Here is a 22,419-nt window from a genome sequence, read left to right on the forward strand (position 1 = left end):
TGGCTAATAGCCTGGCTGGCAGACATCGCTCCCGAACCTGGCGACCCCAACCGTGAAGGGGCAACGCTGCCGCCGCCTGAGGAGAAAATTAGAAATGACCTTCGTCGTCACCGACAACTGCATCAAGTGCAAGTACACCGACTGCGTAGAAGTCTGTCCGGTGGACTGCTTTTACGAAGGCCCGAATTTCCTGGTGATTCACCCGGATGAGTGCATCGACTGCGCCCTGTGCGAACCGGAATGCCCGGCCGTGGCCATTTTCTCCGAGGACGAAGTTCCGGAAGAGATGCAGGAGTTCATTCAATTGAACGTCGAGTTGGCCGAAATCTGGCCGAACATCACCGAGAAGAAAGAATCGCTGCCGGATGCCGAAGAGTGGGATGGCGTCAAAGGCAAGATCAAAGACCTCGAACGCTGATCTGTCCCGCGCTCGAATGAAAAGGCCCCTCGCGGGCCTTTTTGTTTTTGCGGGTCTGGCTTTTCTTCAGGCAAAAAAAGGGGCGGTTTGACCCGCCCACATTTTTTCCCTATTCCCTGTGTTCCTTTTCATCGTCCTGATGAATCGCTTCCTGCGATGTCCATTCCCCTCTTCCTTGAAGGGCGTGTCTATCCGTCGACACAACCCAGATACTAGCGAGTTCCCCGCAGGGGGCAACCGGCCCTCAGCGCGTGAACCTGTTGTCATAAGCCCTTAACATTAAAAAATAACCATATAAATCATTGTGTTACCCGAAGATGATGAGCGCAATCGCCTTCGGCAGCAGTGTAAAAATAACGAACACTTACGATACAGTCAGCAAAGGCTTACAGCGCAAACCTACAAGGTGGGAATACCTGCCGCTTTCAGCACACAAACAAAAAGCCCCGAACCAGTCGGGGCTTTCTGCATGGCGGTCAGGCGGGCGGCTTATTGAAACAGCGACTCGCTCGACAGGCCGTTTTTCTCGAGAATTTCCCGAAGGCGCTTAAGGCCTTCCACCTGGATCTGTCTCACCCGTTCCCGGGTCAGGCCGATCTCCAGGCCTACATCTTCCAGCGTGCTGCTCTCGTGGCCGCGCAGACCGAAGCGGCGTACCACCACCTCGCGTTGCTTGTCGGTCAGCTCCGAGAGCCATTGATCGATGCTCTGCGACAGATCGTCATCCTGCAGCAGTTCGCACGGATCAGTCGGACGGTCATCCGTCAGGGTGTCCAGCAGGGTTTTATCCGAATCCGGACCCAGCGAGACGTCGACCGAAGAAACCCGCTCGTTCAGGCCCAGCATGCGCTTGACCTCGCCCACCGGTTTTTCCAGCAGGTTGGCGATTTCTTCGGGTGAAGGTTCGTGGTCGAGCTTTTGCGTCAGCTCCCGTGCAGCCCGCAGGTACACGTTGAGTTCCTTGACCACATGAATCGGCAGCCGGATGGTCCGGGTCTGATTCATGATCGCGCGTTCGATGGTCTGACGAATCCACCAGGTTGCGTAGGTCGAGAAGCGGAAGCCGCGCTCAGGATCGAACTTTTCCACCGCTCGGATCAGTCCGAGGTTGCCCTCTTCGATCAGATCCAGCAGCGACAGCCCCCGATTGACGTAACGCCGGGCGATCTTGACCACCAGCCGCAGGTTACTTTCGATCATGCGCTTGCGCCCGGCAGGATCGCCACTTTGCGACAAGCGCGCAAAATGAACTTCTTCTTCCGGGGAGAGCAGTGGGGAAAAGCCGATTTCGTTGAGGTACAGCTGCGTGGCATCGAGTGCCCGAGTGTAATCGATGTACTTATGTTGTTTAAGTGAAGCGGAGTGTTTGGATTTGGCACGAACGGAAGGTGGAGCAGCCCCTTCATCATTCGACATCGAATCCGAATCGATGCCGGTCTCCATCAGGAGAACCTCATCGTCGATGTCAAACTCCGGCACTTCTTTACTGAGAGCCATTGTTATAGTCCTTTGGTGAGTTCGACCCCAAGCTCAAGCGGCGCCTTTATCCTTGGCAACGCTGGAGCCTGTCCCCTCTACGTGACGGAACAGGCTGGTCTGCAAATCAACGTCTTGGCAGGAACTGCAGCGGATCTACAGGTTTACCTTGTCGGCGAATCTCAAAATGCAGTTTCACCCGGTCTGTACCCGTTGACCCCATTTCGGCAATTGTCTGTCCGACCTTGACCTGCTGCCCCTCCCGTACCAACAGCCGACGGTTGTGTCCGTAAGCACTGACGTAGGTTTCGCTGTGTTTGATGATGACCAATTCGCCGTAGCCCCTTAAGCCACTCCCGGCGTATACCACCGTCCCATCAGACGCAGCTAAAACAGGCTGTCCCAAATCTCCGGCGATATCAATTCCTTTATTCAAACTACCGTTTGAAGAGAATTTTCCAATGAGAATGCCATTAGATGGCCATCCCCAGCCGGTCGGGGCCGGGCCCGGTGGAGGCAGCGGAGCGGGTGTTTGCTTGTTGGCGACGGACGGTATAACCGTCGTCGAAGCTGCGCCGGAACCCGTGGTCGTGGTGGTTGTCGTGCCATTTGCCTGGCGCCGGATAACCGTGGTTTTGCTGGACGAAGACGCTGAAGAACCGGAGTTGCTGACGACCGCAGTCGACGTTGAACCGGTACGGCCGTCGAAGCGAATCGTCTGACCCGGATGGATCGTGTATGGCGTAGGAATGTTGTTCCGGGCGGCGAGGGCTTTGTAGTCCCAGCCGTAGCGAAAAGCGATGGAAAACAAGGTATCGCCCGGACGGACTACATACTGCCCGGTCGTCACGACCGGACGCTGGGCCACCGCATTGTTGCGATCCACGACCCGAACGTTGCTCGATTTTGTGCTGGAGCAACCGACCAGCAAGGTGCTCAAGACAAGGCCAGTCACCAGGCGCTGAAAGCTCGTGTTACCCATACGCTGCGCAATGACTGTGAGACTCACCCGCCGCTCCCTTTGTGGTGGCTGAAAAAATTTGGAATGCCGATTCCGGCATGAAACTTCGCAAGTATAACGAGCGCAACCGGCTTTACCTTTATAGAAGCGCTATCGCTCGGCGCACACGTTTGCTTGTAGACGATCCTTTCTGTTTAAACACTCGCCGCCGCTGTAAGACAGGCGCGTTCGACAGGAATTCAGCGGCCTCGAACAAATGCTCAGGCCAGCGGACCGTTGAGCAATGGCACGAAACGCACCGCCCCCAGAACGTGTCGGGAGAAACCGTTTTCTTCGCGCACGATCAGCATCAATTGCTGCACTTCGCCCGAACCGACCGGGATCACCATCCGCCCACCCGGTGCCAGTTGATCAAGCAAAGCCTGAGGCACATCGGTGGCGACCGCCGTGACGATGATGCCGTTGTACGGCGCTAGCGCCGGCCACCCTTCCCAACCATCGCCCCAGCGAAATACCACGTTGCGCAGGTTGAGCTCGATCAGGCGTTCCTTGGCCCGATCCTGCAGCACCTTGATGCGCTCTACCGAGAACACCCGCTCGACCAACTGCGACAACACTGCCGTCTGGTAACCGGATCCGGTGCCGATCTCCAGCACCTTATCCAGCGGCCCGGCTTCCAGCAGCAGCTCGCTCATGCGCGCCACCATATAAGGCTGGGAAATGGTCTGGTTGTTGCCGATCGGCAGCGCGGTGTCTTCATAGGCACGATGCGCCAGCGCTTCATCGACGAACAGGTGTCGCGGGGTGCGGCGGATCACTTCCAGCACGCTGGCGTTGGAAACGCCCTCTTCGTACAGACGCTGGATCAGGCGCTCACGGGTTCGCTGGGACGTCATCCCGATGCCGCTGCGCAGCCTGTCGTCTTGTTCACGAGCCATCAGTTGAGCCCCTCCAGCCAGCCGTCGAGACTTCTGAAGGCATCATTGAAGGTGCGATCGAGCTGCAACGGAGTGATGGATACGTAACCCTGCATCACCGCATGGAAATCGGTGCCCGGCCCGCCGTCTTCCGCATCACCTGCCGCTGCGATCCAGTAACCGGCCTTGCCGCGCGGGTCCACGACTTTCATCGGTGCCGCCGCACGGGCGCGATGGCCGAGACGGGTCAGTTGAATGCCGCGAATGTGATCGATCGGCAGATTAGGAATGTTCACGTTCAACACCGTGCGCGGTGGCAGATCGAGCCCGGCGTGGGCCTCGACCAGTTTGCGCGCAAAGTAGGCGGCCGTGGGCAAGTTGTCGACCTGCCGCGAAACCAGCGAGAAGGCAAACGACGGGCGCTCGAGAAAGCGGCCCTCGAGGGCGGCTGCCACCGTTCCGGAATACAGCACGTCATCACCCAGGTTGGCGCCAAGGTTGATACCCGAAACCACCATGTCCGGCTCGCGTTCGAGCAAACCGTTGAGCCCCAGATGGACGCAGTCGGTCGGTGTGCCATTGAGGCTGATAAAGCCGTTGGCCAGGTACTGCGGGTGCAGCGGACGGTCGAGTGTCAGCGAACTGCTGGCACCGCTCTTGTCCTGTTCCGGGGCGATAACCACGCACTCGGTGTAATCCGCCAGCGCAGCATATAGCGCGGCAAGACCGGGCGCAGTCACCCCATCGTCGTTAGAAATCAGAATACGCATGGGCTGTCCGTCTGCCCCACCGGCACCAGATCAACGAGTTCGCGCACCAATACGGTGGCGAAGCATCCGGCCGGGAGGACGAATTCCAGTTGCAGAATGTCAGGCTCGGGATAATGCCACGTCAACCCGCCAATGGGCAGCCGCAGGATGCGACGTTCGTGGCTCATACCGGCATTAATCAACCAATCGCGCAGATCCGCCTCGCGTGCGGCAATCCCCTGCTCCAGATCATGGACAACCCCGGCCGCCGGCGAGTCACCTTCGCCCCACTGCGGACCGGTCGGGTGCAGGTCAAGAATGGCCAGACGCGGATCGCTGCACTCGGCTTCACCGGCCGGAAAAAAGCTGCGGCTGTCGGTGAAGGCCAGCAGATCGCCGACCTGGGCGCGCTGCCAGGTGCCATCGGCCACCCGCGCCGCGAGCACCTGATTGAACAGAAAACTGCGCGCGGTCGACAGCAGGCGCGAGCGCACATTGCGCTGCTCCGGCAGTGCCTTGCGCGCAGCCCACGAACGGGCATCGACCACATTGCCACCGTCATGGCCGAAACGCTGGGCGCCGAAATAATTCGGGATACCTTGTTTGGCGATCAGTCGCAGGCGCTCGTCGATGGCCGCCTTGTCGCCATTGAACTGAGTCAGGCGCAGGGTGAAACCGTTTGCCGAATGCGCACCGCGTTGCAGCTTGCGCTTGTGGCGGGTGGTCTTGAGGATTTTCAGCGTGTCGTTTTCCGCCGCCGACAGATCCGGATCGGCCTTGCCCGGCAATTGCACGCTGAACCACTGACGGGTCAGCGCCTGACGATCCTTCAGACCGGCATAGCTCACCGTACGCAACGGTACACCGGCCGCCTTGGCGATACGGCGTGCAGCCTCTTCGGTATTCAGGCCGCGCTTTTCCACCCAGATCCACAGGTGCTCGCCGTCACCGCTGAACGGAATATCGAGGACTTCATCGACCTGGAAATCTTCAGCGATGGCTTTCAGTACCGCGGTGCCGAGGGCGTCGCCATAGGCCCGTGGGCCGAGCAATTGCAGTTCGTTCATGCGCGCAGCAACAAGGCAACGGAATGCACGGCGATGCCTTCTTCGCGACCGACGAAGCCGAGCTTTTCGGTGGTGGTGGCTTTCACGTTCACCTGGTCCAGTTCTACTTGCAAATCCTCGGCAATCAGCGCGCGCATCGACTCGATATGGGGGGCCATTTTCGGAGCCTGGGCAACGATGGTGTTGTCGACGTTGCCGACCTTCCAGCCTTTGGCGTGGATCAGACTGACCACATGGCGCAGCAGGACACGGCTGTCGGCACCCTTGAATTGCGGGTCGGTGTCCGGGAAGTGCTTGCCGATATCACCCAGCGCCGCCGCGCCGAGCAAGGCATCGCTCAAGGCGTGCAGCAGGACGTCACCGTCGGAGTGAGCGAGCAGCCCGAAGCCGTGTGCGATTCGCACGCCGCCCAGAGTAATGAAATCGCCTTCAGCGAAACGGTGCACATCATAGCCGTGGCCAATACGCATAAAAAAACGCCCCGAATTTTGTCAGGGCGTGATTCTACCTGCTTTGTCAGGCGTTAGGCGCCTAGAGCGCGCGCGTGATGCTGCAAGTGGTCGTCAATGAAGCTCGCGATAAAGAAATAGCTATGGTCGTAGCCCGGTTGCAGGCGCAACGTCAGCGGGTGGCCCGCTTGTTTTGCGGCTTGTTGCAGGGCTTCCGGTTTGAGTTGGGTGGCGAGGAAATCGTCACGGTCACCCTGATCGACCAGCAATGGCAGCTTCTCGTCCGCTTCGGCGATCAGTGCACAGGCATCCCATTCGCGCCATTTCGAACGGTCTTCGCCCAGATAGCGGGTGAATGCCTTCTGGCCCCACGGGCAGTCGATCGGATTGTTGATTGGCGAAAACGCCGATACCGACTGATAACGCCCTGGATTGCGCAACGCACAGACCAGCGCACCGTGACCGCCCATGGAGTGGCCGCTGATGCTGCGCTTGTCCGACGCCGGGAAATGCGCTTCAACCAGTGAAGGCAATTCCTGCACGACGTAGTCATGCATCCGATAGTGCCGCGACCACGGTTCCTGCGTGGCATTCAGATAAAACCCGGCACCGAGGCCGAAATCCCAAGCCCCGTCAGGATCACCCGGTACATCCGGGCCGCGCGGACTGGTGTCCGGCGCCACGATGATCAGGCCTAGCTCGGCCGCCATGCGCATCGCACCGGCCTTCTGCATGAAGTTCTCGTCCGTACAGGTCAGGCCCGACAGCCAGTACAGCACCGGCAACTTGCCGCCCTGCTCTGCCTGCGGCGGCAGGTACACGGCGAACACCATGTCACAACCGAGCACTTCGGAACGATGGCGATAACGCTTGTGCCAACCGCCGAAACTTTTCTGACAGGAGATGTTTTCCAGACTCATGTAGGACTCCTACGCAACCACGGCCGCGCGCTGGCGGCCGTGGTTCGCGATTGATCAGAAATGAATGACGGTACGGATGCTCTTGCCTTCATGCATCAGATCGAAGGCCTTGTTGATGTCTTCCAGACCCATGGTGTGGGTGATGAAAGTATCCAGCGGGATTTCGCCACTTTGCGCCATGTCAACATAGCTTGGCAGTTCGGTACGGCCACGCACGCCACCGAACGCCGAACCGCGCCAGACGCGACCGGTCACCAGCTGGAACGGACGGGTGGCAATTTCCTGGCCGGCGCCGGCAACACCGATGATCACCGACTCGCCCCAGCCCTTGTGGCAGCACTCAAGGGCCGCACGCATCAGTTGCACATTGCCGATACATTCGAAGGAGAAGTCGACGCCGCCATCGGTCATGTCGACGATCACTTCCTGGATCGGACGATCGAAGTCTTTCGGGTTCACGCAGTCGGTGGCACCCAATTGTTTGGCGATTTCGAACTTGGCCGGGTTGATGTCGATGGCGATGATGCGCGAGGCCTTGGCCTTCACCGCGCCGATCACGGCCGACAGTCCGATGCCGCCGAGACCGAAGATGGCCACGGTGTCACCCGGTTTGACCTTGGCGGTGTTGATCACCGCACCGATACCGGTGGTCACGCCGCAACCGAGCAGGCAGACCTTTTCCAGCGGCGCATCCTTGGAGATCTTGGCCACGGAGATTTCCGGCAGCACGGTGTACTCGGAGAACGTCGAAGTTCCCATGTAGTGGAAAATCGTTTGGCCCTTGTAGGAAAAGCGCGAAGTGCCGTCCGGCATCAGGCCCTTGCCCTGGGTGGCGCGAATCGCCTGACACAGGTTGGTCTTGCCCGACTTACAGAATTTGCACTGACCGCATTCCGGGGTGTAAAGCGGAATCACGTGATCGCCGACGGCCACGGATGTCACGCCTTCGCCGATCGCTTCGACGATGGCGCCGCCTTCGTGGCCGAGGATCGACGGGAAGATACCTTCCGGGTCCGCGCCGGACAGGGTGTAAGCGTCAGTGTGGCAAACCCCGGAAGCCACCACGCGCAGCAATACTTCACCGGCCTTGGGCATGGCGACATCGACTTCTACGATTTCCAGCGGCTTTTTGGCCTCGAACGCAACGGCGGCGCGCGACTTGATCATGCTGACTCTCCAGTGAACCCATTGAATAAAAAACCAGACGGTCAGTGTAGTTCAGCGCTGCTTGATGAATAATCCGGACAAAAGCAAAACATTATTGCCATACAGGGATAATCCCCATGTCCGAAAATCGCTGGGAAGGTATCGACGAGTTCGTCGCCGTTGCCGAATGCAGTCAGTTCACAGCCGCTGCCGAACGCCTGGGCGTTTCTTCCTCGCACATCAGTCGACAAATCGTACGACTGGAAGAGCGTTTGCAGACGCGACTGCTGTATCGCAGCACCCGGCGCGTCACCCTGACCGAGGCCGGCCAGACCTTTCTGCAACATTGCCAACGTCTGCAGGACGGACGCGAAGAAGCCTTGCGCGCGGTCGGCGATCTGACCAGCGAACCCAAAGGCATGCTGCGCATGACCTGTGCCGTGGCGTATGGCGAGCGTTTCATTGTGCCGCTGGTGACGCGGTTCATGGGGCACTACCCGCAACTGCGCATCGATATCGAACTGACCAACCGGCAACTCGATCTGGTGCATGAAGGCCTGGACCTGGCGATCCGTCTTGGCCGGCTTCAGGACTCCCGGTTGGTGGCGACCCGGCTGGCACCGCGGCGCATGTATCTGTGTGCGTCGCCTTCCTACCTGGAACGGTACGGGCGCCCACACAGTTTGTCGGAACTGGGGCGGCACAATTGCCTGATCGGCAGCTCGGATATCTGGCAACTTGAACAAAACGGGCGGGAATTTTCCCAGCGGGTGCAGGGAAACTGGCGCTGCAACAGTGGGCAAGCGGTGCTGGATGCGGCGCTACAAGGCGTCGGACTGTGTCAGTTGCCTGACTATTACGTGCTGGAACATCTGCACAGCGGTGCGTTGGTTTCTTTGTTGGAGACGCATCAACCGCCGAATACGGCGGTGTGGGCGCTGTATCCGCAGCAGCGGCACCTGTCGCCCAAGGTGCGCAAACTGGTGGATTTTCTCAAGGAAGGTTTGGCCGAACGGCCGGAATATCGAGCTTAACGACGGTTGGTCCAGCGCTGACGCAACCATTCGAGGTCTTCGGGGCGGGTGACTTTCAAGTTATCCGCGCGGCCCTCGATCAGACGCGGCGCCATGCCAGCCCACTCCATCGCCGAAGCTTCATCGGTGATGACTGCATCCGCCACGAGACTGTCGGCCAAAGCCCGGTGCAGCGCACCGAGGCGGAACATCTGCGGCGTATAGGCTTGCCAGATCACACTGCGATCGACGGTTTCCACCACCCGACCGTGCTTGTCGACCCGCTTGAGAGTGTCCTTCGCCGGCACAGCCAGCAAACCACCGACCGGATCGTTCGCCAGCTCAGCGAGCAATTTGTCGAGATCGTCACGGCTCAGATTGGGCCGCGCCGCATCGTGCACCAGCACCCAGTCCTCGTCGTCGGCACCTTGGGCGTGCAGATGCAGCAAGGCATTGAGTACCGAGCCGGAACGTTCGGTGCCACCGTCGACCCGTTGAATTCGCGGATCACTGGCGCTGGCCAAGTTCGGCCAATAAGGATCATCAACGGCAAGACTGACCACCAACCCCTTGAGTCTCGGGTGATCGAGGAAACAGCCGAGGCTGTGTTCGAGAATTGTGCGCCCGCCCAGTTGCAGGTATTGCTTGGGACGGTCCGCGGCCATACGGGCACCGACGCCCGCGGCAGGAATCACGGCCCAGAAGGCCGGCAGGGAATCGATCATTGGGCCAACTGGTAAAGGGTTTCGCCGTCCTTGACCATGCCCAGTTCGTGACGAGCCCGCTCTTCAACGGTCTCCATGCCTTTCTTCAACTCGCTGACTTCAGCGTCCATCACCCGGTTGCGCTCCAGCAAGGCTTCGTTCTCGGCGTGTTGATCAGCGATCTGCTGATTCAGCTCGGCGACTTGCGCCAGACTGCCATTGCCCACCCACAGGCGGTACTGCAGACCGGCCAGCAGCAAGAGCAAAACGAGAAACAACCAGTAAGGACTGCGCATCGAATATCAGGTATCCAGTGAAAAAAGACAGCCACGCCTAAACTTTGAAGCATCTGATAGCACGAAGCCTGGAATATCCAGGCTTGTGCATATAAGGCATCAGATTAGTGGCAAATCCATCGCTGTCACGACTTTTCCGACACAATCCGGTGTCTTTTTAACATGTAGCAATCAGCCGCGGAACTCGGAGCGACCGTTGTACTTGGCCTTGCCATTCAACTGCTCTTCGATACGCAGCAGTTGGTTGTACTTGGAAACGCGGTCGGAACGGCACAGCGAACCGGTCTTGATCTGGCCAGCCGAAGTACCCACAGCCAGGTCGGCAATGGTGGAATCTTCGGTTTCGCCCGAACGGTGCGAGATCACGGCGGTGTAACCGGCAGCCTTGGCCATCTGGATGGCTTCCAGGGTTTCGGTCAGGGTGCCGATCTGGTTGAACTTGATCAGGATCGAGTTGGCGATCTTCTTGTCGATGCCTTCTTTCAGGATCTTGGTGTTGGTCACGAACAGGTCGTCGCCGACCAGTTGGGTCTTCTCGCCGATCTTGTCGGTGAGGATCTTCCAGCCAGCCCAGTCGGACTCGTCCAGACCGTCTTCGATCGAGATGATCGGGTAACGCTCGGTCAGACCTTTGAGGTAGTCGGCGAAACCTTCAGCGGTGAACACCTGGCCTTCGCCGGACAGGTTGTACTTGCCGTCTTCGAAGAATTCGCTGGCTGCGCAGTCCAGAGCCAGGGTCACGTCGGTGCCCAGTTTGTAACCGGCGTTGGCAACAGCTTCGGAGATCACTTTCAGTGCGTCTTCGTTGGACGCCAGGTTCGGCGCGAAACCGCCTTCGTCACCGACGGCAGTGCTCAGGCCACGGGCCTTCAGCACGGCTTTGAGGTGATGGAAAATCTCGGTGCCCATGCGCAGACCTTCCGAGAAGGACTTGGCGCCAACCGGCTGAACCATGAATTCCTGGATGTCGACGTTGTTGTCGGCGTGTTCGCCACCGTTGATGATGTTCATCATCGGAACCGGCATCGAGTACACGCCCGGGGTGCCGTTCAGATTGGCGATGTGAGCGTACAGCGGCAGGTCCTGATCCTGTGCAGCCGCCTTGGCCGCAGCCAGGGACACGGCGAGGATCGCGTTGGCGCCCAGGGTCGCTTTGTTTTCGGTACCGTCGAGCTTGATCATCGCCTGATCCAGGGCTTTCTGGTCGCTTGGGTCGGTGCCCAGCAGCAGATCGCGAATCGGACCATTGATGTTGGCTACCGCCTTGAGCACGCCCTTGCCCAGGTAACGGCTCTTGTCGCCATCACGCAGCTCGAGCGCTTCACGCGAGCCAGTGGATGCACCGGACGGCGCGCAAGCGCTGCCGATGATGCCGTTGTCGAGAAGCACGTCCGCTTCCACGGTGGGATTGCCACGGGAGTCGAGAACTTCACGACCTTTGATGTCGACGATTTTTGCCATTGTTGTAAACACTCCAAAGTTGACGAAAACGACGCAGCTAGAGGAAATCTTTTTACCGTCGGCAAGTGGTGTGCAGCGGGCAGCTTGCAGACGACAACGCTCATACCCGAGGGCATGAGCGACAAATCGTGCGGTACTTTACCGGAGAATTGAGGTTTACGCGGTTTCTACCGTCGGAAAACTCTTCACCAGTTCGTCCAGGGCTTTGAGCTGGGCCAGGAATGGCTCCAGTTTGTCCAGACGCAAGGCGCAAGGGCCGTCGCATTTGGCGTTGTCCGGGTCCGGGTGCGCTTCGAGGAACAGCCCCGCCAGCGACTGGCTCATGCCAGCCTTGGCCAGGTCGGTGACCTGGGCGCGGCGACCGCCGGCGGAGTCGGAACGACCGCCCGGCATTTGCAGCGAATGGGTCACGTCGAAGAATACCGGGTACTCGAACTGCTTCATGATGCCGAAGCCGAGCATGTCGACCACGAGGTTGTTGTAGCCGAAGCTCGAACCGCGCTCGCAGAGGATCAACTGATCGTTACCCGCTTCCACGCACTTGTTCAGGATGTGTTTCATTTCCTGAGGCGCGAGGAACTGGGCTTTCTTGATGTTGATCACAGCGTTGGTCTTGGCCATCGCGACGACCAGATCGGTCTGGCGCGACAGGAAGGCCGGCAGCTGGATGATGTCGCAGACCTCAGCGACGACCGCAGCCTGGTCAGGCTCGTGGACGTCGGTGATGATCGGCACGCCGAAGGCTTGTTTGATGTCCTGGAAGATGCGCATGCCCTCTTCCAGGCCAGGACCGCGATAGGAGGTCACAGAAGAACGGTTGGCCTTGTCGAAGCTGGCCTTGAACACGTAAGGGATGCCGAGTTTTTCGGTGACCTTCACGTACTCTTCGCAAACCTGCATGGCCATGTCACGGCTTTCCAGCACGTTCATGCCGCCGAACAGCACCATGGGTTTGTCGTTGGCAATCTCGATGTCGCCGACGCGGATGATCTTCTGTGCCATCGGGGTTACGCCTTCTTCTGGTGTTGAGCCAATGCCGCTTTGACGAAGCCGCTGAACAGCGGATGGCCATCGCGTGGCGTCGAGGTGAACTCTGGGTGGAACTGGCAAGCGACGAACCATGGATGATCCGGTGCTTCGACCACTTCAACCAGCGCTGCATCGGAAGAGCGACCGGAAATCTTCAGGCCGGCTTCGATGATTTGCGGCAGCAGGTTGTTGTTCACTTCGTAACGGTGACGGTGACGCTCGACAATCACATCCTTGCCGTAGCAGTCGTGCACCTTGGAGCCGGCTTCGAGCAGGCATTCCTGAGCGCCGAGGCGCATGGTGCCGCCCAGATCGGACGCTTCGGTACGCACTTCAACGGCACCGGTGGCGTCTTCCCACTCGGTGATCAGACCGACAACCGGATGGCCGCTGGCACGATCGAACTCGGTGGAGTTGGCGTCTTTCCAGCCCAGCACGTTACGGGCGAACTCGATGACCGCCACTTGCATGCCCAGGCAGATGCCCAGGTATGGAACCTTGTTTTCGCGAGCGTATTGAACGGCGGTGATCTTGCCTTCCACGCCACGCAGACCGAAGCCGCCCGGTACAAGGATCGCGTCGACACCTTCCAGCAGCGCAGTGCCCTGATTCTCGATGTCTTCGGAATCGATGTAGCGCAGGTTGACCTTGGTACGGTTGGTGATGCCGGCGTGACTCATCGCTTCGATCAGCGACTTGTAGGCGTCCAGCAGCTCCATGTACTTGCCGACCATCGCGATGGTGACTTCGTGCTCTGGATTGAGCTTGGCATCAACGACCTTTTCCCACTCGGACAGGTCGGCGCCATTGCATTGCAGGCCGAAACGCTCGACGACGAAATCGTCCAGACCCTGAGCGTGCAGCACGGCCGGGATCTTGTAGATGGTGTCGACGTCTTCCAGGGAGATCACCGCACGCTCTTCAACGTTGGTGAACAACGCGATCTTGCGACGCGAGGACACATCCACCGGATGGTCGGAGCGGCAGATCAGGACGTCTGGCTGCAGGCCGATCGAACGCAGTTCCTTCACGGAGTGCTGGGTCGGCTTGGTCTTGGTCTCGCCAGCGGTGGCGATGTACGGAACCAGGGTCAGGTGCATCAGCATCGCGCGCTTGGAGCCGACTTCCACACGCAGCTGGCGGATGGCTTCGAGGAACGGTTGCGACTCGATGTCGCCAACAGTACCGCCGATTTCCACCAGGGCCACGTCGGCGTCGCCGGCACCCTTGATGATGCGACGCTTGATTTCGTCGGTGATGTGCGGAATCACCTGGATGGTTGCACCCAGGTAGTCACCACGGCGCTCTTTGCGCAGCACGTGCTCGTAGACACGGCCGGTGGTGAAGTTGTTGTTCTGGGTCATGGTCGTGCGGATGAACCGCTCGTAGTGGCCCAGGTCCAGGTCGGTCTCGGCGCCGTCGTGGGTGACGAACACTTCACCGTGCTGGAACGGGCTCATGGTGCCCGGGTCGACGTTGATGTACGGATCCAGCTTCAGCATGGTGACCTTAAGCCCCCGCGCCTCCAGGATGGCCGCCAATGAAGCCGATGCAATGCCTTTCCCCAAAGAAGAAACAACACCGCCCGTGACGAATATGTAGCGCGTCATGAAAAACCCTAGAAGTCTGCGTTAAAGCGGTCCGAGCCGCCGGGGAAAGCGAAGGAAGGCCGAAGCCCCCGATCACCTGCATTAATCACAGTGCACCTTTCAAAAAAACCGCCGCGTTGGGACAGACCGGAAGTGAAAACACCGGTACGTTGCTCGCTACACATTTTTTGGAATCGCCCAGCAAAGACTGCTTGGTAATCGGCAACTCCTGCAATTCAGGCGAATCCACAGAAGTTGTATCAAGAAGGGAGCGTAGTCTACCGGAATGCCCCCTTCATCTCAAACCTTGATCTTCGTCCGAAGGCTGCCAATGCAATCGCCAGCCTTCCAGCGCATTGCCGTCGAGCCCCGGCAGGTTCGCCACGGCGAGCAATTCTTCACCGCGAAACAGCAGCGGCAATCTGCCACGCACGAAGCCCGGCACCGCGCGCTCATTGAGCAGGCGCTTGAGATCGCGATGACCGCGACCCGCCAGGTCCATTACCTCGCCGCCCTGCCGATAGCGGATGTGCAGCGGCCCGACGGGAGTCTGGCCGCTGAACATGACACGTCCGTTATCGGGCAAGCGTAGCGCTGACGACAGGTCATGCCAGTCGCCGCTGACCACCGGTGTGCGTAGCCATTCTCCGCTGAGCCACCACAAGCGGCCGGCGCTTCGATGCAGCTCGCCATCCGCCAGACGCCAGATCGGCGAGGCATCGTTGCCGGCGTCACGCACATCGACCCAACCCGACCAATGGTCGGTATCCGGCAGTCGGGTCAACGGCTCAAGCCAGTGGCTGAGTGCATTTCGCTGACGGGCATCGGACAATTTCGCGATGGCCGCAAACTCCAGCGATGGCAATCCCGACCATTCGAACTCGCTGGGCAAACTTGCTTGAGTCAGATCGATTTGTGCCAGCTCATCAAGCAAGCCCTGCGCCTCACGCAGATGCGCCGCGCTGCGGGCCATGCTGGCGTGTGCCTGCGGCCAGCGGCCGATCAGCAGCGGCATGATCTGATGGCGCAGATAATTGCGAGAGAACTGTCGATCCTGATTCGACGGATCCTCGATCCAACGCAGGCCATGGTCCCGCGCATAGGCTTCCAACTCTGCGCGTGTGACGTCGAGCAACGGCCGCACCAGACTGCCCTGCCCCAGCGCTCGCGTGGCCGGCATTCCGGACAACCCACGCACGCCGGCGCCACGCAGCAGACGGAACAACAGCGTTTCAGCCTGATCGTCGCGATGCTGCCCGGTCAGCAGCACGTCATTGGCCTGAGTCGCCGCACTGAACGCCGCATAGCGTGCATCCCGTGCCGCGCGCTCTACACTCGCCCCCGGCTGCACCTGCACACGCTGCACTTGCAACGGCACCGCCAGTTCCTCGCAAACAGCCTGACAATGCGCAGGCCATGCGTCGGCCGCAGCCTGAAGACCGTGATGGACATGGATGGCGCTTAGCGCCGGAATGGATTGGTTTTTGGCGAGTTTGGCCAGGAGGTGCAGCAGAACGGTGGAATCGAGGCCACCGGAGAAGGCGATGCGCCAATGGGAAGCACCGAGCCAGGGCTTGAGATTGCGCAGAAGCCTGGAAGGCAAGTCAATCGAGGGCTGACCCATTTTTCTACCTTTTCACAAACCAAATGTGGGAGCGGGCTTGCTCGCGAAAGCGCTGAAACAGCCAACACAGTCGTTGAATGTTACATCGCATTCGCGGGCAAGCCCGCTCCCACAGTGTTTTGCATCGCTGGTCGGAACGGCTCGACTTAGAGACCGTAGCTCATCAGACGATCGTAACGACGCTTGAGCAGCGCTTCGTTGTCGAACTTCTTCAGCATCGCCAGTTGCGAGCTCAGCTCGGCGCGGATCGATGCGGCAGCAGCGGCCGGATCACGGTGGGCGCCGCCCAGAGGCTCGCTGATCACCTTGTCGACAATGCCCAGGCCTTTCAGACGCTCGGCGGTGATACCCATCGCTTCAGCAGCATCCGGCGCCTTCTCTGCGGTTTTCCACAGAATCGAAGCGCAACCTTCCGGCGAGATCACCGCGTAGGTCGAGTACTGCAGCATGTTCAACTGGTCGCACACACCGATTGCCAGTGCACCGCCGGAACCACCTTCACCAATCACGGTGGCGATGATCGGGGTTTTCAGGCGGGCCATGACGCGCAGGTTCCAGGCGATCGCTTCGCTCTGGTTGCGCTCTTCGGCGTCGATCCCAGGGTAGGCGCCCGGGGTATCGATGAAGGTCAGGATCGGCATCTTGAAACGCTCGGCCATTTCCATCAGGCGGCAAGCCTTGCGGTAGCCTTCCGGACGCGGCATGCCGAAGTTGCGGCGTACCTTTTCACGCACTTCACGGCCCTTCTGGTGACCGATCACCATCACTGGCTGGTCTTCCAGACGTGCAACGCCGCCCACAATGGCCGCGTCGTCGGAGAAGTGACGGTCACCGTGCAGTTCGTCGAACTCGGTGAAGATGTGCTCGATGTAGTCCAGGGTGTAAGGACGTTTAGGGTGACGCGCCAGACGTGCGATCTGCCAGCTGGTCAGCTTGCCGAAGATGTCTTCGGTCAGCGTCTTGCTCTTGTCCTGCAGGCGGGAGATCTCATCGCCGATATTCAGCGAATTGTCATTACCGACCAAGCGCAACTCTTCGATCTTGGCTTGCAGGTCGGCGATCGGCTGTTCGAAATCTAGAAAATTCGGGTTCATAGGCGTCCGTCTTGGGTCGTGTCCCAAGTGAGCTTGGGCCGGCCGGTTGTCTATTCGCGCCCTACCATAAGGGAGAGGCGCGCTAAGGTCGAGATTAAAAATTCAGGTTGTGGGCAGGCGCTTTGATTGCACCTGCCGGTCAACGGTATTGGAGGAAGACGTTGTCTCGCCCGAACTGGTCACGCAGGGCTTGAATCAAGGCATCCGCCGGGTCGATCCGCCAGGTCTCGCCAAACTGCAGCAAGGTCTTCGCATCGGGACTGGTGTATTCCATGGTGATCGGGCACGCCCCGCGATGACGCTTGAGCAAATCACCCAACCAGCGTAGCTGATCGCCCTTCAGATCCTGGGTCTGCAACTTCAGGCGCAGGCTCTCGGCCAGATTGGTGCGCGCATCTTCCATGCTCATCACCCGCTTGACCCGCAGGCGCAGGCCGCCGGAGAAGTCGTCGTTGCTGACCTCACCTTCGACCACCACCATCGCATCGGTCTGCAACAGCGATTGCGCAGAATGGAACGCATCGGCAAACAGCGACGCCTCGATCCGCCCGGAGCGGTCGTCGAGGGTGATGAAGCCCATCTTGTCGCCCTTTTTGTTCTTCATCACCCGCAGGGCGATGATCATCCCCGCCACGGTCTGGGTATCCCGGGCCGGTTTCAGGTCGATGATGCGCTGACGGGCGAATCGGCGAATTTCGCCTTCGTACTCGTCGATCGGGTGACCGGTCAGGTACAGGCCCAAGGTGTCTTTTTCACCTTTGAGCCGTTCCTTGAGGGTCAGCTCTTTCGCCTTGCGATGAACCGCGTAAACGTCCGCGTCTTCCTCGACGAACAGCCCGCCAAACAGGTCGGCGTGGCCGCTGTCACGGGTGCGCGCGGTCTGCTCGGCCGACTTGATCGCCTCTTCCATCGCCGCCAGCAGAACGGCACGGTTGCGGTCGATGTTGGCCTGATAGGCCTTCTGCTCGTCGTGGAAGTACGGGCCGAGGCGATCCAGCGCACCGCTGCGGATCAGACCGTCCAGCGTGCGCTTGTTGATACGCTTGAGGTCAACTCGGGCGCAGAAGTCGAACAGGTCCTTGAACGGACCGGCCTGACGGGCCTCGGTGATCGCTTCCACCGGGCCTTCACCGACGCCTTTGATCGCGCCCAGGCCGTACACGATGCGTCCCTCGTCGTTCACCGTGAACTTGAATTCCGACGTGTTCACGTCCGGCGCATCGAGGCGCAGCTTCATCGTGCGCACTTCCTCGATCAAGGTCACGACCTTGTCGGTGTTGTGCATGTCCGCCGACAGTACCGCAGCCATGAACGGCGCCGGGTAGTGAGCCTTCAGCCAGGCAGTCTGATACGAGACCAGGCCGTAGGCGGCGGAGTGGGATTTGTTGAAGCCGTAACCGGCGAACTTTTCCACCAGGTCGAAAATGTTACCGGCCAGATCCGCGTCGATATTGTTCGACGCACAACCCTCAATGAAACCGCCACGCTGCTTGGCCATTTCCTCGGGCTTCTTCTTGCCCATCGCCCGACGCAGCATGTCCGCGCCACCGAGGGTATAACCGGCCATGACCTGGGCGATCTGCATCACCTGTTCCTGATACAGGATGATGCCGTAGGTCGGTGCCAGTACCGGCTGCAAACCTTCGTACTGGTAATCCGGGTGCGGATACGCCAGTTCTGCGCGACCGTGCTTACGGTTGATGAAGTCATCCACCATGCCGGACTGCAGCGGGCCCGGACGGAACAGGGCCACCAGTGCGATCAAGTCTTCGAGGCAGTCGGGCTTGAGCTTTTTGATCAGCTCTTTCATGCCGCGGGATTCGAGCTGGAACACCGCGGTGGTTTCAGCCTTTTGCAGCAGCTGATAAGTCGGCTTGTCATCCAGCGGGATGAACGCGATGTCCAGCGGCGGCTCGTTGACCTTGGCGCGGTCGCGGTTGATGGTCTTCAGCGCCCAGTCGATGATCGTCAGGGTCCGCAGGCCGAGGAAGTCGAACTTCACCAGACCGGCCGCCTCGACGTCGTCCTTGTCGAACTGGGTCACCAGACCGTCGCCGGCCTCGTCGCAGTAAATCGGCGAGAAGTCGGTCAGTTTGGTCGGCGCGATCACCACACCACCGGCGTGTTTACCGACGTTACGCACCACGCCTTCGAGCTTGCGCGCCATCTCCCAGATTTCCGCCGCTTCCTCATCGACCTTGATGAAGTCGCGCAGGATTTCTTCCTGCTCGTAGGCTTTTTCAAGGGTCATGCCGACTTCGAACGGAATCATCTTCGACAGGCGATCCGCCAGGCCGAACGACTTGCCCTGGGCCCGCGCCACGTCCCGCACCACAGCCTTCGCCGCCATGGAACCGAAGGTGATGATCTGGCTCACCGCATTGCGGCCGTATTTTTCGGCCACGTAATCGATCACCCGGTCGCGACCATCCATGCAGAAGTCGACGTCGAAGTCGGGCATCGATACCCGTTCCGGGTTGAGGAAACGTTCGAACAGCAGGTCATATTCCAGCGGGTCGAGGTCGGTGATCTTTTGCACATAGGCCACCAGCGATCCGGCACCCGACCCCCGGCCTGGGCCCACCGGCACGCCGTTGTTCTTGGCCCACTGGATAAAGTCCATCACGATCAGGAAGTAACCGGGGAACCCCATCTGGATGATGATATCCAGCTCGAAATTCAGCCGGTCGACGTAGACCTGACGCTTGGCCTCGTAGTCCTCGGTGGTGTCCTTGGGCAGCAGCACGCTGAGGCGTTCTTCCAGGCCATCGAAAGAGACCTTGCGGAAATACTCGTCGATGGTCATGCCATCGGGAATTGGATAGTCGGGCAGGAAGTGCTTGCCCAGCTTCACGTCGATGTTGCAGCGCTTGGCGATCTCGACGGTGTTCTCGATCGCATCCGGCAGGTCGCTGAACAGCTCGGCCATTTCTTCGGCGCTTTTCAGGTACTGCTGATCACTGTAGTTCTTCGAACGCCGCGGATCGTCGAGGGCCCGGCCCTCACCGATGCAGACGCGGGTTTCGTGAGCGGCGAAGTCTTCCTGCTTGATGAAGCGTACGTCGTTTGTAGCTACCAACGGCGCGCCGAGCTTGTCGGCCAGGGCCACGGCACCGTGCAACTGTTCTTCGTCGTTCGGACGGTTGGTACGCTGAACTTCCAGATAGAAACGATCCGGGAACACCGCCATCCATTCGCGGGCCAGCGCCTCGGCTTCGGCGGGGTTGCCGCCGATCATGGCCATGCCGATCTCGCCTTCTTTCGCGGCGGACAGCATGATCAGGCCTTCGTTGGCCTCGGCGACCCACTCGCGCTCGATGATGACCATGCCGTTACGCTGACCGTCGATGAAGCCACGGGAAATCAGCTCGGTCAGGTTGCGATAGCCCTGGGCATTCATGACCAGCAGGCTGATCCGGCTTAGCGGCCCATCCGGGTCCTTGTTCGACAGCCACAGGTCGGCGCCGCAGATCGGCTTGATCCCGGCGCCCATGGTGTTTTTATAGAATTTGACCAGCGAACACATGTTGTTCTGGTCGGTCACCGCAACGGCCGGCATGCCCATGCCGGTCAGGGCCTTGACCAACGGCTTGATCCGCACCAGCCCGTCGACCAGGGAGTATTCAGTGTGCAGGCGTAGATGAACGAATGAAGCCGGCATAGTGATCCTGTCCAGTTACATAGAGACAACAAGGCCCGGATTGTACCGGGCCCCGAACAAAACATCAGCCTCGCCGCTAAACCTGCACGAGACCTTCCAGCGCTTCATAAGCCTGACGAACCGGGGCAAAAGAACGCCGGTGAATCGGCGTCGGCCCCAGGCGCACCAGCGCTTCCAGATGAACGGGCGTCGGGTAGCCTTTGTGGCCACCGATGCCGTAACCCGGGTAAATCAACTCGAACGCCGCCATCTCGCGGTCGCGGCTGACCTTGGCCAGAATCGAGGCCGCGGCGATGGCCGGAACCTTGCTGTCGCCCTTGACCACCGCTTCGGAACGCATCGGCAGTTTCGGGCAACGGTTGCCGTCGATCATCGCCAGTTTCGGCTGGATGTGCAGGCCAGCGACAGCGCGCTGCATCGCCAGCATGGTGGCGTGAAGGATGTTCAGCTCGTCGATTTCTTCGACCTCGGCACGGGCGATGCACCAGCTGAGCGCCTTCTCGCAGATTTCATCGTAGAGCTTTTCGCGCTTGGCTTCGGTGAGTTTCTTCGAGTCGTTGAGGCCGAGAATCGGCCGGTTCGGATCGAGGATAACCGCGGCCGTGACGACCGCGCCGCACAGCGGGCCACGACCGACTTCATCGACACCGGCCACCAGTTCTTCGACTTCGGCGACCAGGGTAAAATCCAGCCCTATCTGCATGCTTGTCTTGCTCATCGTGTTTGCCCGATCAGGTTGAGAACGGCATCAGCCGCCTGATTGGAAGCGTCCAGGCGCAGGGTGCGATGGATCTCGTCGAAGCCGCGGGTCTGCTCTTCGCCACCGTCGATCAACGGCGACAGGGTCTGGGCAAGCGCCTCGACAGTCGCATCATCCTGCAACAATTCCGGGACCAGCAATCGCTGGGCCAGCAGGTTCGGCAGGGACACGTACGGGCTCTTGACCATGCGCTTGAGAATCCAGAACGTCAGCGGCGCAAGACGGTAGGCCACGATCATCGGACGCTTGTACAGCAGCGCTTCCAGGGTTGCCGTGCCCGACGCGATGAGAACCGCGTTGCACGCTGCCAGAGCCAGGTGGGATTTGCCATCGAGCAGAGTCACCGGCAGGTCGCGGCCAGCCAACAGCTCTTCGAGCTGGGCACGACGCTCGGGATTGGCGCAAGGGATGACGAAACGCACACCCGGGCGCATGGCACGCAGACGTTGGGCGGTATCAAGAAACAGCGCCCCCAGACGACTGACTTCGCCACCCCGACTTCCGGGCATCAATGCCACCAGCGGACCGTCCGGCAGACCGAGTTCGGCACGCGCAGCGGCGCGATCGGCCTCCAGCGGAATGGTGTCGGCCAGCGTATGGCCGACGAACCGCACCGGGACGCCTTTCTCTTCATAGAATCTGGCTTCGAACGGCAGCAGCGTGAGCATCAGGTCGCAGCCTTCGCGGATCTTCAGCACCCGCTTCTGACGCCACGCCCATACCGAAGGGCTGACGTAGTGCACGGTCTTGATTCCGGCCTGACGCAGCTTGAGTTCGATATTGAGGTTGAAGTCCGGTGCGTCGATACCGATGAATACATCCGGTTTTTCAGCGATAAGCGTGGCGATGAGGTCCTTGCGGCGCTTGAGCAGTTCACGCAACCGCCCCAGGACTTCCACCAGCCCCATGACCGACAGACGTTCCATCGGAAAATAGGAGTTCAGGCCTTCGGCCTGCATCAGCGGACCGCCGACACCGATGAACTCCACCGCAGGGTGCTGTGCCTTGAGGGCGCGCATGAGACCGGCGCCCAGAATGTCACCGGAAGCCTCACCCGCCACCAGCGCAATACGCAGATTGGCCAT

The 22,419-nt window shown here is 59.9% G+C and carries 20 protein-coding genes; 2 read left to right on the top strand and 18 right to left on the bottom strand.

Annotated features, from left to right (window positions below; translation table 11 throughout):
- Positions 1-94 precede the first annotated feature (94 nt).
- Positions 95-418: a ferredoxin FdxA gene (gene fdxA, locus JKA62_RS06385; protein WP_007908827.1), complete on the top strand. Its 324-nt coding sequence runs from the start codon at positions 95-97 to the stop codon at positions 416-418.
- 489 nt (positions 419-907) lie between these two features.
- Here the strand turns inward: fdxA and rpoS are convergent, their stop codons facing one another.
- From rpoS to JKA62_RS06425, 8 genes are all read right to left on the bottom strand, one after another.
- A complete protein-coding gene (gene rpoS / locus JKA62_RS06390) occupies positions 908-1,915 on the bottom strand; it encodes an RNA polymerase sigma factor RpoS (protein WP_007954831.1) in 1,008 nt (335 codons plus the stop codon).
- Between the two features lie 106 nt (positions 1,916-2,021).
- A complete protein-coding gene (locus JKA62_RS06395; RefSeq protein WP_201816910.1) occupies positions 2,022-2,903 on the bottom strand; it encodes a peptidoglycan DD-metalloendopeptidase family protein in 882 nt (293 codons plus the stop codon).
- A gap of 212 nt (positions 2,904-3,115) precedes the next feature.
- Positions 3,116-3,751: a protein-L-isoaspartate(D-aspartate) O-methyltransferase gene (locus tag JKA62_RS06400; RefSeq protein WP_181457888.1), complete on the bottom strand. Its 636-nt coding sequence runs from the start codon at positions 3,749-3,751 to the stop codon at positions 3,116-3,118.
- Between the two features lie 41 nt (positions 3,752-3,792).
- On the bottom strand, positions 3,793-4,542 hold the full coding sequence (surE, locus tag JKA62_RS06405; RefSeq protein ID WP_007954824.1) for a 5'/3'-nucleotidase SurE: 750 nt from the start codon (positions 4,540-4,542) through the stop codon (positions 3,793-3,795).
- On the bottom strand, positions 4,530-5,588 hold the full coding sequence (gene truD, locus JKA62_RS06410; RefSeq protein WP_201816913.1) for a tRNA pseudouridine(13) synthase TruD: 1,059 nt from the start codon (positions 5,586-5,588) through the stop codon (positions 4,530-4,532). The genes surE and truD overlap by 13 nt, the downstream gene beginning before the upstream one ends.
- The gene (gene ispF, locus JKA62_RS06415) at positions 5,585-6,058 is read right to left on the bottom strand and encodes a 2-C-methyl-D-erythritol 2,4-cyclodiphosphate synthase (RefSeq protein ID WP_085688687.1); all 474 of its coding nucleotides are present in this window, start codon (positions 6,056-6,058) and stop codon (positions 5,585-5,587) included. Before ispF ends, truD begins: the two co-directional genes overlap by 4 nt.
- 53 nt (positions 6,059-6,111) lie before the next feature.
- Positions 6,112-6,957, bottom strand: coding sequence for an S-formylglutathione hydrolase (fghA, locus tag JKA62_RS06420; RefSeq protein ID WP_085748121.1), 846 nt, complete (start codon positions 6,955-6,957; stop codon positions 6,112-6,114).
- Between the two features lie 54 nt (positions 6,958-7,011).
- Positions 7,012-8,124 carry an S-(hydroxymethyl)glutathione dehydrogenase/class III alcohol dehydrogenase gene (locus JKA62_RS06425; RefSeq protein WP_007954819.1) on the bottom strand — a complete coding sequence of 371 codons (1,113 nt, stop codon included), beginning with the start codon at positions 8,122-8,124 and terminating at the stop codon, positions 7,012-7,014.
- A 116-nt stretch (positions 8,125-8,240) separates the two neighbouring features.
- On the opposite strand from JKA62_RS06425, the gene JKA62_RS06430 reads away from it, so the two are divergent.
- Positions 8,241-9,137 (top strand): LysR substrate-binding domain-containing protein, encoded by an 897-nt coding sequence (locus tag JKA62_RS06430; RefSeq protein ID WP_011332699.1) that lies wholly within the window; start codon positions 8,241-8,243, stop codon positions 9,135-9,137.
- On the opposite strand, the gene ispD is transcribed toward JKA62_RS06430, so the two are convergent.
- From ispD to lpxB, 10 genes are all read right to left on the bottom strand, one after another.
- On the bottom strand, positions 9,134-9,841 hold the full coding sequence (ispD, locus tag JKA62_RS06435) for a 2-C-methyl-D-erythritol 4-phosphate cytidylyltransferase (protein ID WP_201816916.1): 708 nt from the start codon (positions 9,839-9,841) through the stop codon (positions 9,134-9,136). The genes JKA62_RS06430 and ispD overlap by 4 nt on opposite strands.
- A complete protein-coding gene (gene ftsB / locus JKA62_RS06440; protein ID WP_003222158.1) occupies positions 9,838-10,116 on the bottom strand; it encodes a cell division protein FtsB in 279 nt (92 codons plus the stop codon). Before ftsB ends, ispD begins: the two co-directional genes overlap by 4 nt.
- A 171-nt stretch (positions 10,117-10,287) precedes the next feature.
- Positions 10,288-11,577: a phosphopyruvate hydratase gene (gene eno, locus JKA62_RS06445; protein ID WP_011332697.1), complete on the bottom strand. Its 1,290-nt coding sequence runs from the start codon at positions 11,575-11,577 to the stop codon at positions 10,288-10,290.
- Between the two features lie 156 nt (positions 11,578-11,733).
- Positions 11,734-12,579: a 3-deoxy-8-phosphooctulonate synthase gene (gene kdsA, locus JKA62_RS06450; protein WP_007954807.1), complete on the bottom strand. Its 846-nt coding sequence runs from the start codon at positions 12,577-12,579 to the stop codon at positions 11,734-11,736.
- A gap of 5 nt (positions 12,580-12,584) precedes the next feature.
- Positions 12,585-14,216 carry a CTP synthase gene (locus JKA62_RS06455; protein ID WP_011332696.1) on the bottom strand — a complete coding sequence of 544 codons (1,632 nt, stop codon included), beginning with the start codon at positions 14,214-14,216 and terminating at the stop codon, positions 12,585-12,587.
- A gap of 274 nt (positions 14,217-14,490) precedes the next feature.
- A complete protein-coding gene (tilS, locus tag JKA62_RS06460) occupies positions 14,491-15,819 on the bottom strand; it encodes a tRNA lysidine(34) synthetase TilS (RefSeq protein WP_011332695.1) in 1,329 nt (442 codons plus the stop codon).
- A gap of 146 nt (positions 15,820-15,965) precedes the next feature.
- Positions 15,966-16,913, bottom strand: a complete 948-nt coding sequence (locus tag JKA62_RS06465) for an acetyl-CoA carboxylase carboxyltransferase subunit alpha (protein WP_011332694.1) — start codon at positions 16,911-16,913, stop codon at positions 15,966-15,968.
- Positions 16,914-17,052: 139 nt separating this feature from the next.
- Positions 17,053-20,574, bottom strand: coding sequence for a DNA polymerase III subunit alpha (dnaE, locus tag JKA62_RS06470; protein ID WP_011332693.1), 3,522 nt, complete (start codon positions 20,572-20,574; stop codon positions 17,053-17,055).
- A gap of 76 nt (positions 20,575-20,650) precedes the next feature.
- Positions 20,651-21,277: a ribonuclease HII gene (rnhB, locus tag JKA62_RS06475; RefSeq protein ID WP_201817371.1), complete on the bottom strand. Its 627-nt coding sequence runs from the start codon at positions 21,275-21,277 to the stop codon at positions 20,651-20,653.
- Between the two features lie 11 nt (positions 21,278-21,288).
- Entirely contained in the window at positions 21,289-22,419 is a 1,131-nt protein-coding gene (lpxB, locus tag JKA62_RS06480) for a lipid-A-disaccharide synthase (protein WP_201816919.1), read from the bottom strand.

This window comes from Pseudomonas sp. B7 (assembly GCF_016735645.1).
Classification (GTDB): domain Bacteria; phylum Pseudomonadota; class Gammaproteobacteria; order Pseudomonadales; family Pseudomonadaceae; genus Aquipseudomonas; species Aquipseudomonas glycinae.

What these genes read in the sequence shown, in the direction of transcription:
- fdxA (WP_007908827.1), top strand. Translation starts at nt 95, where the DNA reads ATGACCTTCGTCGTCACCGACAACTGCATCAAGTGCAAGTACACCGAC.
- rpoS (WP_007954831.1), bottom strand. Translation starts at nt 1,915, where the DNA reads ATGGCTCTCAGTAAAGAAGTGCCGGAGTTTGACATCGACGATGAGGTT.
- JKA62_RS06400 (WP_181457888.1), bottom strand. Translation starts at nt 3,751, where the DNA reads ATGACGTCCCAGCGAACCCGTGAGCGCCTGATCCAGCGTCTGTACGAA.
- surE (WP_007954824.1), bottom strand. Translation starts at nt 4,542, where the DNA reads ATGCGTATTCTGATTTCTAACGACGATGGGGTGACTGCGCCCGGTCTT.
- truD (WP_201816913.1), bottom strand. Translation starts at nt 5,588, where the DNA reads ATGAACGAACTGCAATTGCTCGGCCCACGGGCCTATGGCGACGCCCTC.
- ispF (WP_085688687.1), bottom strand. Translation starts at nt 6,058, where the DNA reads ATGCGTATTGGCCACGGCTATGATGTGCACCGTTTCGCTGAAGGCGAT.
- fghA (WP_085748121.1), bottom strand. Translation starts at nt 6,957, where the DNA reads ATGAGTCTGGAAAACATCTCCTGTCAGAAAAGTTTCGGCGGTTGGCAC.
- JKA62_RS06425 (WP_007954819.1), bottom strand. Translation starts at nt 8,124, where the DNA reads ATGATCAAGTCGCGCGCCGCCGTTGCGTTCGAGGCCAAAAAGCCGCTG.
- JKA62_RS06430 (WP_011332699.1), top strand. Translation starts at nt 8,241, where the DNA reads ATGTCCGAAAATCGCTGGGAAGGTATCGACGAGTTCGTCGCCGTTGCC.
- ispD (WP_201816916.1), bottom strand. Translation starts at nt 9,841, where the DNA reads ATGATCGATTCCCTGCCGGCCTTCTGGGCCGTGATTCCTGCCGCGGGC.
- ftsB (WP_003222158.1), bottom strand. Translation starts at nt 10,116, where the DNA reads ATGCGCAGTCCTTACTGGTTGTTTCTCGTTTTGCTCTTGCTGCTGGCC.
- eno (WP_011332697.1), bottom strand. Translation starts at nt 11,577, where the DNA reads ATGGCAAAAATCGTCGACATCAAAGGTCGTGAAGTTCTCGACTCCCGT.
- kdsA (WP_007954807.1), bottom strand. Translation starts at nt 12,579, where the DNA reads ATGGCACAGAAGATCATCCGCGTCGGCGACATCGAGATTGCCAACGAC.
- JKA62_RS06455 (WP_011332696.1), bottom strand. Translation starts at nt 14,216, where the DNA reads ATGACGCGCTACATATTCGTCACGGGCGGTGTTGTTTCTTCTTTGGGG.
- tilS (WP_011332695.1), bottom strand. Translation starts at nt 15,819, where the DNA reads ATGGGTCAGCCCTCGATTGACTTGCCTTCCAGGCTTCTGCGCAATCTC.
- JKA62_RS06465 (WP_011332694.1), bottom strand. Translation starts at nt 16,913, where the DNA reads ATGAACCCGAATTTTCTAGATTTCGAACAGCCGATCGCCGACCTGCAA.
- dnaE (WP_011332693.1), bottom strand. Translation starts at nt 20,574, where the DNA reads ATGCCGGCTTCATTCGTTCATCTACGCCTGCACACTGAATACTCCCTG.
- rnhB (WP_201817371.1), bottom strand. Translation starts at nt 21,277, where the DNA reads ATGCAGATAGGGCTGGATTTTACCCTGGTCGCCGAAGTCGAAGAACTG.
- lpxB (WP_201816919.1), bottom strand. Translation starts at nt 22,419, where the DNA reads ATGGCCAATCTGCGTATTGCGCTGGTGGCGGGTGAGGCTTCCGGTGAC.